Source organism: Corynebacterium glucuronolyticum DSM 44120, from assembly GCF_030440595.1.
Classification (GTDB): domain Bacteria; phylum Actinomycetota; class Actinomycetes; order Mycobacteriales; family Mycobacteriaceae; genus Corynebacterium; species Corynebacterium glucuronolyticum.
Genome location: NZ_CP047452.1, coordinates 712,735 through 726,433, shown reverse-complemented (window position 1 = coordinate 726,433; position 13,699 = coordinate 712,735). Strand labels below are relative to the sequence as shown.

8 protein-coding genes, 1 tRNA gene and 1 pseudogene are annotated in these 13,699 nt (G+C 58.3%); 6 read left to right on the top strand and 4 right to left on the bottom strand.

All coding sequences use genetic code 11. From position 1 onward, the window contains the following. The first annotated feature begins 458 nt into the window (after positions 1 to 458). From CGLUCO_RS03375 to CGLUCO_RS03365, 3 genes and pseudogenes are all read left to right on the top strand, one after another. Positions 459 to 1,415 carry a DUF418 domain-containing protein gene (locus CGLUCO_RS03375; RefSeq protein ID WP_040428896.1) on the top strand — a complete coding sequence of 319 codons (957 nt, stop codon included), beginning with the start codon at positions 459 to 461 and terminating at the stop codon, positions 1,413 to 1,415. 2 nt (positions 1,416 to 1,417) lie between these two features. Beyond that, positions 1,418 to 2,407 carry a trypsin-like serine protease gene (locus CGLUCO_RS03370; RefSeq protein WP_040428898.1) on the top strand — a complete coding sequence of 330 codons (990 nt, stop codon included), beginning with the start codon at positions 1,418 to 1,420 and terminating at the stop codon, positions 2,405 to 2,407. Positions 2,408 to 3,095: 688 nt separating this feature from the next. After that, positions 3,096 to 4,197: pseudogene (locus CGLUCO_RS03365) on the top strand (IS256 family transposase); the annotation flags it as partial. 136 nt (positions 4,198 to 4,333) lie between these two features. Here CGLUCO_RS03365 and CGLUCO_RS03360 read toward each other — a convergent pair. Then, positions 4,334 to 4,407: transfer RNA gene (locus CGLUCO_RS03360), tRNA-Met, on the bottom strand. Between the two features lie 424 nt (positions 4,408 to 4,831). Here CGLUCO_RS03360 and CGLUCO_RS03355 point away from each other — a divergent pair. Beyond that, complete coding sequence (locus tag CGLUCO_RS03355; protein WP_084036928.1) at positions 4,832 to 5,971, top strand: pyridoxal phosphate-dependent aminotransferase; 1,140 nt, start codon at positions 4,832 to 4,834, stop codon at positions 5,969 to 5,971. 247 nt (positions 5,972 to 6,218) lie between these two features. Here CGLUCO_RS03355 and CGLUCO_RS03350 read toward each other — a convergent pair whose 3' ends face one another. After that, a complete protein-coding gene (locus CGLUCO_RS03350; protein WP_084036926.1) occupies positions 6,219 to 7,589 on the bottom strand; it encodes an MFS transporter in 1,371 nt (456 codons plus the stop codon). A 533-nt stretch (positions 7,590 to 8,122) separates the two neighbouring features. Beyond that, positions 8,123 to 11,077 carry a UPF0182 family protein gene (locus CGLUCO_RS03345; RefSeq protein WP_084036924.1) on the bottom strand — a complete coding sequence of 985 codons (2,955 nt, stop codon included), beginning with the start codon at positions 11,075 to 11,077 and terminating at the stop codon, positions 8,123 to 8,125. Between the two features lie 85 nt (positions 11,078 to 11,162). On the opposite strand from CGLUCO_RS03345, the gene CGLUCO_RS03340 reads away from it, so the two are divergent. Together CGLUCO_RS03340 and CGLUCO_RS03335 are read left to right on the top strand one after the other, a co-directional pair. After that, positions 11,163 to 11,660: a PPA1309 family protein gene (locus tag CGLUCO_RS03340; RefSeq protein WP_084036922.1), complete on the top strand. Its 498-nt coding sequence runs from the start codon at positions 11,163 to 11,165 to the stop codon at positions 11,658 to 11,660. Positions 11,661 to 11,702: 42 nt separating this feature from the next. After that, positions 11,703 to 12,365, top strand: coding sequence for a hypothetical protein (locus CGLUCO_RS03335; protein ID WP_232621887.1), 663 nt, complete (start codon positions 11,703 to 11,705; stop codon positions 12,363 to 12,365). Between the two features lie 246 nt (positions 12,366 to 12,611). Here the strand turns inward: CGLUCO_RS03335 and CGLUCO_RS03330 are convergent, their stop codons facing one another. Continuing rightward, a complete protein-coding gene (locus tag CGLUCO_RS03330) occupies positions 12,612 to 13,682 on the bottom strand; it encodes a YlbL family protein (RefSeq protein WP_005390277.1) in 1,071 nt (356 codons plus the stop codon). Positions 13,683 to 13,699 lie beyond the last annotated feature (17 nt).

The window sequence follows — 13,699 nt, the reverse complement described above, 5'->3', positions numbered from 1 at the left end:
CGCGTGGCGACTATAAATTCGCTTGCACCTTTTGACTTTGCACCACAAGCGAACCAGACATGCAAGCACCGCCATCTTCCACACTCTTGCCTCACATGGCCTAGCTCGCGCTGCATCGTCTCGCCACAAAACACGCAGAGGGGCGTGCCAAAAAGCGAAAAGTCTCTCCCCCTAACCCAAGGAAATAATTTTCCGTACCTAAGGACACACTAGCGCCGAGGCGTACTTACACCTCCTGCCTTTTTCTGTGGCACACAGGTGACATTTAAATGGCCGAACTTCACAATACTTTCCATCCAGAAAATACACAGATGAAAAAAAGGAATTTGCTTATTGTTCCCTCACTGAATTCCCAGATAGGCGTGTTACAAATTGAAAGTCATTTTCACCACTCCACGTGTACTGCCACTTTTTATTGGGAGTGACTTCTATGGAGTAAGAGTAAAGGAGATTTCTGGGTGTCCGCACCTTCACGTATCGTGGGGCTCGACATAGCCCGTTCGCTGGCCATTATCGGCATGATCGTGGTCCACATGGCCTCCCTTCTTTGGAGTACCAAAGTTCTACTCTCGGGGATCCCTTCGTCCCTGTTCGCTATCATTGCCGGCGTCACGATGATGATCATCGGAAAAAATTTCACCACCACAACCTTTTTGCGGTTGCTTACCCGTGGCGGACTCGTCATGCTCATTGGCTTGGCGCTCCTGCCTGTCGGCGGCGAGATCCACATTGTGCTTGTAGCCATGGGGCTCACAATGATGCTTGTTTCTTGGGTGCCGCCGCTGGGAATATGGTGGAAATTGGCCCTATTTGGTTTAGCGACAATAGCGGCCACCGTACGATATGCTCCGCTAGCACTGATCCAGATCTACCCCCTATTGGCCTGGATCGCCTTTTTCCTAGGCGGGATGCTGCTCTTTGAGGTCTACCTCCGCCGGTACTTTGATGGCGCAGCGGAAGCCCCAGGGGCGTATGGAGTCAAGACGCGCTTGTCCGTAACTGCCCTCAGTGCTGTCATCACTGCCGTTGGCATGTATTACCGTTTTACTCCGAATATTCCTGGTTGGCTCCGCTTCACTGGCCACACCGGCGTCGCCGGAGAAATCCTTCTATCGGTGGCCTGTGCTGCGGTGGCTTTGCACGCGTGCCTCATCATTGGAGAGCGTCTCCCCCGGCTTTCTTACCCTTTCGCTGCGATGGGATCAATGTCTTTGACCATCTACATTCTGCATGTGCTCACGGCGAACTACTGGCAGCACCATATCGCGTTGCACTCCACCGCATCCGCCGCCGGATTCATCATCTTCTTCCTTATATTTGCCACAGCGTGGAAAAAAATTATCGGTCAAGGACCAGCAGAAAAGCTCGTGGCAACAGCCGTAAGAGCACTCATTCCAGCTAAGAAAGGGAAATAACAGTGGGAAATTTACGTCGTACAGCCGCAGCCATTACTGCCGGATCACTCATTTTCTTTACCGCCCCAGCACACGGGCTAGAAAATGGCGAACCAGCCCCGGCCAACTCAGAAAGTGGATCGGTGGCCTCATTGAAGATTGGCAAAGTGGGCAATTTCGGTGATTGCACCGGAACGCTTGTGGCGGACCAGTGGATCCTTACCGCCCGTCACTGTCTGGAGTCAGTAAATAACGAGGGCACTCAGGCACGCCTCGGCGACCAAATTTATGATGCCGACTCATGGGCGCTCTCACCCACCTCTGATGCGGGGCTCCTCCACCTCACGCGGAAAGTAACCACCGCCACTCCTGCTACCGTTTCCTCACAGGTTCCTACGAAAGGCCAGGTGGGAACTCTGTACGGCTGGAGCAGCAGCTCCTCCATGGCACGCAGAGGTCAACTCCCCATGACACGCATGGAGGTCAAGGAGCTCCTCGGTGGCGCACCGGAAGCCCCCGATATGGCAACACCCGATGCCACCCCTCAAGTCGATTCCACCGAATCTATCCCCGGCGACCTCGCTGTGCCTGCAAACCAGGTTCCTACTACAGCTGGTACGGGCAACTCCATGCCTGCAAACGGCGCAGTTTCGCCAGTATTGACCAGCCCGATATTGAACGCCTTCTCTACGTCAGGGGCGGGAATGCAAGGTGGCGATTCCGGCGGGCCATTCTTTATCGATGGTGAGCTCACCGGCCTAGCTACAGCCGGTACCGCCGATGGGGACCCGAATCTCCCCTCGCCTAGCGCAGCCATCACCACACTGGCAGGTACCGCAGACTGGATCGAAGGCGTGACCAGCGGCAAAGACACCGCCAGCGTCCTCACTGCTGATACAACTCCCGCCCCACCCAAGACTGTGCAAGCAGCAAGCGACCACACGTGGGTCTACCTGGGAATTGCACTAACAGGAATTGTTCTAGCCGCAGCGTGGTCTCGCATCCGCCGATAACCACGAAGGCTCCAGCGTGCGGGACGATGTTCCCGCCCCGTCTCATACGGCACTAATGTGGACCAGTTGGAACGTGGGGCCCGGGGCATACGCCCAGCCCCACGCGGAGTCTCTGACTCCCTGGTATTAGTCACTTTCGCGGTACCCGCGCCCCGACGAGAATCGGTGAAACCTGACCAGATATACCAAGCCGATGAGTCCAATGAGGGATCCCAGGTGTGTCATTGAACCGCACCTGTGTACAACATTCCTCGACCGATACCACGATTGACACCACCTGGCCACCATTCGATTCCAGAAAATTCTCGATTTTTTAAAGATCACCCACGAGTTCGTCCTTAGCTCTGCTTTCAACGGATCATCCAAGACTGGCTCATGATCCACCTTCGCATTACGCCCTGCAGGACATCCTCCACAGCGACACAATCACCCGGTCCAATCCAAGTGCAACCCATGTTGCACGTCATAATCTTCCATACTTGCTATTAGCCAAATCCCCAGCGCTTTCACTTCAGAGTGAGTCACAGGAAGAATTCCTTTAGTCACTCCAGCTGTGTGCCGGTTTTTTCAGGGAATTCCGCACAGACTAGATTCAGCTCAAGGGGTGTCTGGGGATCGACAACGTGCCTTTGGAGAGCGTCAGGGATTTTGTGTGTGAGGCTCTGATTTGAAAGGAGCTTCACCGATAATGACTATGGTGTCCTCGAAGAAGAACTTCGACCCGAGCAGGGTCAACGAGATCAGTGAGAAGCTGATGGAAAACCCGCAGCTTGCCAGTCTCATCGGCGAGTTGTCGACTTCGACTGACGATGCCAGCGAGCTTCCCGCGTGGCTTGCTGCAGGCCTCAGTCAACGCCGGGCTGCAAGCCGAAATAGATGCCCATTTAGGCTACGAGTACTCTGACCGCACGGCGAAAGCCAAGGTTGAAGGCGACCAAGGAAACAACTTTCGCAATGGGTCCTATACCAAAACCGTTGACTCCGGCTACGGTCCGCTTCAAGTAGTCATGCCCACAGACCGTGCCGGCACGTTTGTCCTGCGGATGGTGCCGAAAGGCGCACGCCGGTTGACCGGGCTCGACGACATGATCATCTCGCTGTACGCCGGTGGTATGACGGTGCGTGACATCCAGCATCACCTTGCATCCACCATCGGGGTGGATATGAGCCCAGATACGATCAGTACCGTCACCGACGCCGTATTAGACGAGGTGATGGTCTGGCAAAACCGCCAACTCGATGAGTTCTACCCGGTGATCTTCCTCGATGCGCTACGAGTGAAAATTAGTGATGGTCACCGCGTGGTCAACAAAGCCTGCTACATGGCCGTCGGCGTCGATATGGACGGCATTAAGCACATTCTTGGCCTGTGGATCGCTGACACTGAAAAAGCGAGCTTCTGGGCTGCTGTATGCGCAGATCTCGCTAACCGTGGTGTGCAGGACGTGTTCATTGTCTGCTGCGATGGGCTTAGAGGCTTGCCAGAAGCTGTCGAGGCGACCTGTCCGGATTCGATGGTGCAAACCTGCATCGTCCATGTGATCAGAGCAGCCAACAGGTGGGTGTCGTACCAAGACCGCAAACCAGTCTCGAGTGCGCTTCGCAAGGTCTACACCGCATCACATGCGGATACTGCCCGTGCTGCACTCGATGCGTTTGAGGCGTCAGAACTCGGGCGTAAATACCCGCAGTCGGTCAAGGTGTGGCGCGACGCGTGGGAAAGGTTCGTACCGTTTCTGCAGTTCCCGCCCGCTGCCAGAAAGGTGCTCTACACCACCAACTCGATCGAAAAACATGCGCCGTTTTGTTGATGTGCCATACTCCTGCGCGCTGCAGGATATAACACCTAAAGCGACTTCTGCACTTTTCGCCATAGCATAAAGAAGCCCCCTACCAGCATTCGCGCTGGTAGGGGGCTTAAATTAGTAGCGGGGGCTGGATTCGAACCAACGACCTCTGGGTTATGAGCCCAGCGAGCTACCGAGCTGCTCCACCCCGCGCCGTATATCCTTTTCGGATATCGTGCCTTGCGGCAACGTGTTATTACTATAACGACAGTCACCCCACTTGCCAAATCCCCTGGGCAACTACGGTAAAGTTAATTCTTTATGGCCCCTGTTCCACAGCAGTCTTCCATCCCCGCTGACTCTGTTGGTTCCTCTCTACTCATTCAGGGGTCTCTCCGCTCCTTCAGGGGGCCTCTCCGCTCCTCCACTCTCATTGCCACTATTCTGCGCATATTCCGCGCACATGCTCCGCCTATGAATCACCGCTGTAACGAGTGTTGCCTCTTAGTCAGTGGAGGTGGAACAGTTGCTTACCGCGAAGCTCCAAGCCCCATAAATGTAGCCTGGTGCCTGTGAAGGCTCAATCGCGAGCGCGGGTTACCGTGCGTAGTCAGGTTGGCTCGTAAAATTGTTGTGCATGAATGATGTAGTATCGCGACTCCAACCGTTCGGGGAAACCATTTTTGCCACCATGTCCGCCAAGGCTGCAGCCGCCGGGGCGATTAATCTTGGGCAGGGCTTCCCCGACGAGGACGGGCCAAAGGCCATGTTGGAGCGCGCGGTGGCGGAAATCCGCAGCGGAAATAATCAGTACGCACCGGGGCCAGGGTTCCCTGTTCTCCGCGAAGCCGTGGCGAGGGAGCGTCAACTCCGGTACGGCCAGCACGTTGATCCCAAAACAGAAGTGTTCATTACCGTTGGCGCGACGGAAGCCATCGCTGCCACGGTACTGGGGCTTGTTGAGCCGGGATCGGACGTTATTGTTTTAGAGCCCTACTACGATTCCTACGCTGCAGCGATTGCGCTTGCAGGCGCCAGCCGCGTCGCTGTTCCCCTCGTTTCTCGCGGTGGTTCGTGGGATATCGATGAGGTAGCCCTCGATGCGGCGGTTACTGAGCGCACGCGGATGATCATCGTCAACAGCCCGCACAACCCCACCGGTTCGTTCCTCGATGTTGCGGCGGTTGCTCGCGTCGCCGTTCGCCATGATCTGCTTGTGCTTGCCGACGATGTATATGAGCACCTTATTTTCGACGGTGGTGACCACACCCCGATTGCCACCCTCCCCGGAATGTGGGAGCGCACAGTCACAGTTTCTAGCGCCGCCAAGACGTTCAACGCCACTGGCTGGAAAACGGGGTGGGCTGTGGCTCCTGCCAACCTCATCGAGGCGGTTGCCCGCGCCAAGCAGTTCATGACCTTCGTTGGGGCATCCCCATTCCAGCCGGCCGTCGCCTACGCTCTGGATAACGAGCAGGAGTGGGTAGCATCCATGGTCGGAGAACTCCAGCGCAAGCGGGACTTCCTCGCCGCACGCTTGGCTGATGCTGGCTTCACTGTCCACGACACGGCTGGCACCTATTACATCGTCGCGGAGGTTGATCGCCCGGGCGTGGAGTTTTCCAACTGGCTTATCGACGCTGCTGGTGTCGCCTGCATCCCCGTCGAGGTCTTCACCGATCACCCCGAGCAGTGGAGAAATCTCGTGCGCTTTGCGTTTTGCAAGAAATGGGACGTGCTGGAGGAGGCAGGTACGCGTCTCACCCGCCTGGCGTAGGCGAGTACGAGCACGAACGACCACCCAGCACATGGCTCGGTGGTTGTTTTTCCGGGCATTTTTCTGGCCCCTGCCCAGCGACACGCTCGACACCGGGTGTGACTAAAGGCCCCTACGTGCGTAGGTAAATGGAAAACAAGCCGACGCCCCACCCACGGTGAGTGAAAAGAGAACCGTGGGAGGGGCGTCGACAAGCAAAGAAGAGACTGAATCTACAGACGTAAACAGCGCTCTAGTTCATGATGTCCTAGATCTCCGTCATATCCATATCGCGGGACTCACGCATGAGCGCGATGGCAACGAGGGAAACGATGGACACACCGACAAGGTAGTACCCCACCGAGGAAACACCGTAGGTGACGTTCAGCCATGTGGCGATGAACGGGGCGATCGCAGCACCAAGGATGGAAGAAACGTTGTAGCTCAGTCCAGATCCCGTGTAGCGCACGTTCGTAGGGAACAATTCAGGCAGCACTGCGGACATGGGGCCGAAGATGAGGCCCATGAGGAACATTCCCAGGGTGAGGAACACGAGGGAGCTGAACAGCGTCGCCGATTCCGGAGCCAGGAACAGCTTGAAGGTCAGGCCGAAGACGATGATGGCAACCGTCGTCCAGAACAGCGAGGGCTTGCGGCCGAAGCGGTCCGCCCAGTAGCCGGACAGCGGGATGGACACCATGAAGGCGAAGATCGAGATCAGCTGGATGACCAGGAACTGCTGGTATTCGAAGCCGAGGCCGAGCCCCTTCTCCCGGTTCGCGATTCCGTAGGAGAGGATCCACGTGGTGACAAGGTAGAACAGGGCGTACGTGCCGACCATGATGAACGTACCTGCGAACAGCGGGCCGAGGGCTACCTTGAACACCTCACTGAACGGCGCCTTGGCTTTCTTCCCCTGCTTGACGGCGGTGGTGAACACCGGCGTCTCATCGAGGTGGATGCGGACCCACAGACCTACAGCGACCATGACGGCGCTGAGGATGAAGGGGATGCGCCAGCCCCAGACCATAAACGGGGAATCCAGGTGCGCGGTGTCATGCCCCAGGACCTTCACGATGACCAGGAACAGTCCGTTGGCGAGGAAGAACCCAAACGGCGCACCCAGCTGCGGCCACATCGCCGCGCGGGCGCGCTTGCCCTCCTCGGCGCTTTCCGTGGCGAGCAGCGCCGCGCCCGACCACTCACCGCCAAGGCCCAGGCCCTGGCAGAAGCGCATGAGCGCGAGGAGCGCCGGTGCGAGGAGGCCCACCTGTGCATAGGTGGGCAGCAGGCCGATGATGAAGGTTGCGATCCCCATTGTCAGCAGCGCGCCAACGAGCGTTGCTTTACGGCCGACACGATCGCCGAAGTGGCCGAACACGACTGAGCCCAGCGGGCGGGCGATAAAGGCCAAGCCGAAGGTAGCAAATGACTGCAGCAGCGCCACAGTGGGATTATCAGTTTCCGCAAAGAAGAGGTGCGGGAACACTGCCACAGCTGCGGTGGCATAGACGTAGAAATCGTAGAACTCGATTGTCGTTCCGATTGTGGAGCCAATAATGACGCGACGTCGATTCTGTTTCGCGTGCTTCTCGGCTTCCTGTTTTACTTGGACGGCAGTACTCACGTGGCACCTCATTTCAAAAGTGTTGAAGGTTTTCTCAAGGCTTGTGCCTTGGGTTTTGTTGGCCTCCCAAGAAACTCTTCTTAGGGGGTTGAAAAAATATTAAATCCCACCTAACAAAACTTCAATTCCACATTGTGAGACACATCATATTTACGACTGCCCTCTCCCCCGTTGCCGAACATCTGCTACCAGCACCGCACCCCTCCCCACCCTCCAACCACCCCCCGCACACACAGTTAGCCAAACAAAACAAAATCAACCAATCAGAAATGTTGCAAAATTTTTCGCCCGAAAGCGGATTCACCTGCGTGGCGTGCCCTGGCACTCCCCTCCCAAAGGACTCCCCTCCCGCCGACACAACGTTCACGGCCGGGAGCCCGGTGAAGGATCAGCGCGTGCAGATACAACAACGCCGCCACCCGAGTGGGTAGCGGCGTTGTTGGTGTTGTGTTGTTGCTGCAACGCTGCGGGTGCCATGAGCAGAAGCAGCGCGGCAGAAGCCGCGCTGTTAGTGTGGAACTGTTGCCACCTGCGAATTCCGGCTGTTACTGGAAATTCTTCTGGTAATCGGCGACAGCGCGGTCGAGCTCGTCGAGGGCACGGCCGTACTCCTCGTGCGAGCCGTCGCGAGCCGCGCGGACCCCGTTGAGTGCTTTGTTGATGCGCTCAATAGCAGCCGTCGGATCACCCGCCGGAGCAGGGGTGGACGTGCCGTCATTCTTGTCTTCAACCGGCTTCTTCTCGTCCTTCGTCGGCTGATCGGCGCTCACATCCGACTCTTCCAAGTCGCTGGCCTCACGCGGGTTGATGCCCACCTGAGAAAGTGCCTCGGCGACAGTCGGGGCATACCCGATCTTGCCGTCGTAGCTGACAAGCACACGCAGGAGCTTGGGGAACGCGGACTGCTGCCCTTTCCTCTTGGTGTACATGGGCTCAACGTAAAGGATCTTGCCACCCCCGACAGGGAGGGTAAGCAGGTTACCGTTCATCACCTCGTTGGTGTTTTGCCACAGCGAGCGGTCACGCGCCACCTGGTCAGAGGAGTCCATCGTGTCCTGTGCCTGCTTCGGTCCCAACGTCTGGGAGTTCGTGGGCAGGACACGGACGGTGATCTTGCCGTAATTGTCCGGATCAGATGTCACCGTCATGTGGGCGGAGAGGAACTCGCGTTCCAGGCCACGGAACGGGGTGATGAGCTGGAAGGTCGGTTTGTCTGTCTCCGGATCTGCGGCCACAACGTAGTACGGCGGCTGGCGGAGGTTCTTGCGATCCTCGGATGCCGACGGATCGTTCGGGACGGACCAGAAGGCCTCGTTCTTGAAGAACGTGCCCGGATCGTCCACGTGGTAGCGGGCGATCAGTTCGCGCTGTACCTTGAACAGATCCTCCGGGTAGCGGAGGTGAACATTGAGTTCTTCGGGGATCTCGGACTTCGGCTTCACCGTGCCGGGGAAGGTTTCCTCCCAGGCCTTCAGCACCGGGTCTTGATCGTCGAACTCGTAGAGGGTGACAGAACCATCGTAGGCGTCGACCACTGCCTTGACGGAGTTGCGGATGTAGGAAACCTGATCGTAGAGCAGGCGCTGGTCCGTGCCCGTCGGGTTAAGGGCATCCTGGGTGGTCTGTGTCAGCGAAGTGCGCTGAGCGTACGGAAGATTCGTCAGCGTGGTGTAGCCGTCGACAATCCACTTGATGGAGCCATCAATGACAGCCGGGTAGGCCTTGGAATCGGTGGTCAGCCACGGGGCAACCTTTTCCACGCGCTCGCGCGGATCACGGTTGTAGAGAATCCTCGATTCGCTATTTACGCGGTCGGAGAGGAGGAAATTGAGCTCCTGGAACTGCAGGGTGTAAGCAATGCGGTTGAAGAAGTTACCGATCGGCACGCCACCCTTGCCGTCGTAGGTGGACATGGTGGAGTCCGTGTCGTACTCCCACGACTGGCCATCACCGCTACCGACGATAGCGTAGTCCACAATGTCCGGCACCTTGGAAATAACCGTGCCGTAGTAGATGCGCGGTTGCTTGAGATCGAGGTTCAGCTTGTCCCGGTGCCCACCCGCAGTGTCCTTTTCCACGGTAGACAGGTCTGCCACGGTGAACACCGGGTAGCCACCACGGGTGGAGGACGCGTCGCGCGCGACCTCATCAACCCTGTTGGCGGGGGCGGCAACGAAGCCGTTGCCGTGGGTGTACACGGTATGGCGGTTGAGCCAGTCGTTCTGGTTATCGGCCAGCGAGTTGGGGTTCATCTCACGGGCAGCGACAACATAGTCGCGCACCTGCCCATCCTGTTCATAGCGGTCGATGGACAGCGGATCCTGGAACCCGTAGAAGTTCTTCAGCTGCTGCATCTGCGTGAACGTATCCGGCAGAACCTCGGGATCGAGGATGCGGATGTTGGACACGGTGGAGCTGTCGGAGGCTACCTCCTCGTCGCTCGTGGAATCTGCGCCCCAGTTGTCGAGGTAGGTGACCTTGTCATCACCGATGCCGTAGGCGTAGCGCGTCGCCTCGATATTGCGGGCGATGTACGGGGACTCCGCCTCCTGGCCGTTCGGCTTCACCTTGAACTGCTGCACGACTGCGGGCCATGCGGTGCCCACCACGAGGGAGGACAGCACCATGAGCACGGTGGCGATGGCGGGGATCCGCAGATCCTTGAGGAAGACGGCGGAGAAGAATGCCACGGCCACGACGAGGCCGATGACCATGAGGATGATCTTGGCTGGCAGCTGCGCGTTGATATCGGTGTAATTACCGCCGGTGAAGGTCGGGTACTGGTTGTCCAGCAGCGTGTAGCGCTGCAGCCAGTAGTTCACCACCATGAGGAGCATCCACAGCCCGGCCGTGACGGCGAGCTGGATGCGGGCGGGCCGGGAAACGAACGCCGTCTGACCAGTGGCTCGGTTACCCGGGCGCAACCCGCCAAGGAGGTAGTGCCCGACCAGCGCGATGAAGAACGCGACGGCCAGCAGAACGAGGAGAGAGCCCACAATGAGCTGGATGACCGGCAGGCTGAAGGCGTAGAAGCCCAGATCCTTGTTGAACTGTGGGTCGGTCACGCCGAATTCCTGGCGATTGAGGAAGAACAGCACGGTGCGCCAGGAAGCCTGGCCCATGAGACCGCCGAGAATGCCGATGATCAGTGGCAGGCCGATGAGGAGGCGGTTGAGCGATTTCTCAATGACCTTGCGGTATTCATGGATCGTGGGTGACATATCCGCGCCGTCGAGTTCGCCCGGCCTGTATTTGAAGGCCAGGAACCCGGCGATCCAGGTCACTCCGGCGGCGACGACGCCGAAAACGAGGAACAGAATGAGCCTCGTCACCAGCGTCTTCACAAAGACGGAGTCGTAATTGATGTGTCTAAACCACAGCCAGTCTGTGTAGTACCCCACCACCCACGGAACGAGAACGGCGAGGGCAACCACAACGGTAATCGCAGTGAGGAGCCCCCGGTTCGGTTTCCGGGCAGGTGGTCTCAGTCCGGTAGCCACGTGCTACTCCTTTTCATTGATAGATCAAGTTAACGCTAGTCTAATAAATGTTTCGTAGACCCTACGATGGAGGTTCGTCTCAACCATGGAATTTAGTCAACAACACCTGAACAGGGCTGTTTTGGAGGCCATAGATTTCGTCCACGCTGAGGGCTGGGGTGCGCCCCCGACGCTTTTCGCTCTGGTTCCTAGTCGGTTGCTTATCGACGCCCTCCCGGACCCCGATTTGGAAGAGGCACTGTCTCTTGTGGTTCAGGAGCTTCCCGAGAACCTTCCCGCCGGTTCCCCCGAGCTTGGCGAGTACCTCACCCGGATCGTCTGGCCTGAGCAGGTGGCGGGCGCTGTCCTTGCGCAGGAGATCACGTTCCGCGATACGTCCTCGGAGGACCCCACCCCGCGCCCGGCGCGCTTGTTCTCCGCCGCGATGCGCGACGAGGAGCTGACTCAGACAATTTTGCAGATGAAGAGCGCCGAAGACGGGCCCTTCTCTGACGACGACTACGAGCTGCGTGGCGGGCCGGACATCGCCCCGGAGCTCATCGCTGCGCTGCAGTACAGCTTCACACTCACCCTGGACGATTAAACAGACACTGGACGATTCATTTTGCCCGCTACACTGGAAACCATGAAACGCGCGCTAGCAGCACTCGTACTCGCCAGCTGCGCCGGGCTCAGTGCCGGGTGTGGTTCCCAACTGGGCGAGGATCCGTTATCTACTGCCGTCACACCACCGGCCGTCACATCGTCGGCTGCACCCGCTGATGATGCCTCTCCGTCGGCCACGGCGGCGGGAACGGCAGATGCATCGACCGCAGACACGTCGGCGACTGGTTCATCCACCGCAGCGACGCGGACGACAGAGTCACCATCTTCTTCGACGACAAAGCGTTCGACGAGTTCGTCCACCGAGGCCGAGGATGCAGTGGAAACGGTAGCTACCACGTTCGCCTCGCTTGCCCCCGCGTCGTTTTTTGCCGATCTGGAGAACTGCCACCCCAATGGAATCCCTGATTCGTATTCCTGCGATGGCCCGAAGGTTGGCCAGTTCCAGTTCTTCGCCTCCGATGTGAAGGCCACGTCTACCGCCCAGGTGCTGCGTGAGCTGTCGAGTTCCCGCGTTGTGGAAGAGCAGGCTCCGCGGATCGTCGGCTGGTCCGTACTCGGCTCCACGGCGATCATCACCGTCGTCGACGAGAAAAAGGGACTGACCATGCAGCAGATGATCTCTTCCGACAAGGTGGATCCCTCCACCCGCATCAAGGAACTGGGACTCGTCGAGTCCGACTAAGTCCGCTCGCAGGGGCTCCCTGCCCGCACGGAGCCACACAAGACTGCACTGCGCTACCGGCACCCCTAGGTCACTTGTGCCCGAAATAGGAGGCCAACTGGCGCTTCCACTGAGCCGGCGATGCCCCCAGAGATGGCCTCAGGCGGTGCCCCAAAGATAGGCACAAGTGGTGCCCCCAAAGATGGGGCCAGGAAGACTTTCCGGGTAAGCGCTTGAGCTTTGAAAAGCCCCTGGCTAGAAGACTATCTAGTCCGCTGAGCAGCTTGCCACCGGTTGTCCGGCCGCATAGGCATCGATGGCCGCGATCGCCTCATCGAGGGTTGCCACCTTTGCCACCGTCATTTGCCCGGGATCCTTTTCCACGACCTCATCGCAGTTATCAGCCGGGGCCAAGAAAAGCTGCGCGCCAGCTTCTTCGGCTGCGGTCATCTTGTGTTTGATGCCACCGATCGGGCCAACCTCACCATCCGGGTCAATCGTTCCGGTCCCGGCGATGTTGATGCCTTTCGTGGTGTCGCCCGGATCCAACTTGTCGATGACACCAAGCGCGAACATCATGCCGGCCGAGGAACCGCCGATATCCGAGAGCCTGTAGTCCACGGACAGATTCCCCGACGGATCAGCCTTCATGAGCAAACCAACGTAGGGCTTCCCATCCTTTTCCCCTACCGTGACGGGGATCTTCTTTTCCTCACTGCCGCGACGAACCGTGAAGGTTACCGTGTCTCCCACCGCCTTCGTGGCAATGTAATCCGAGACTGTCGAGGGGACGGTGACCGACTGGTCGTCGACAAGCGTGAGAACATCCTCAACCTCAAACAGACCGTCGGCAGGCGCACCCTCCATCACCTCGGCGACGATCGTTTCCAGCGGAATGCCCAAATGGTTCAGCGCGGCGAGGGTAGCTGCAGACTCACTGTTGTTAAAGGCCTGCTTGTTGGCCTCCTCCATATCTTCCTGGCTTACATCCGGCGGAATGACAGAGCTCAGCGGGACCAGCTCACGATCCTTGCTAAACCACATCGCGATGGCATCGCCAAGACCCAGGTCCGTGTACACACTCACCGTAAGCATCCGCAGCTGACCATCCGTCTCATCCACCGGCGCACCGTCGATCTGGACGACATCCTCGCCACCGTCAGTCTTTCCCAGCACGTCGAAACTCGGACCAGGCCCCATCGCGGCGAACGGGACACCGACACGCAGACCCGTGGCGCTAGTCACGCCGGGGACGCTCGTGGCAACAACGAGGACAAGCAGGACGAGAACCGTCACGGTTCCCCACATCACATGGGAGGGCAACTTTTTCACGAACATAACCCTACATGTTCGCT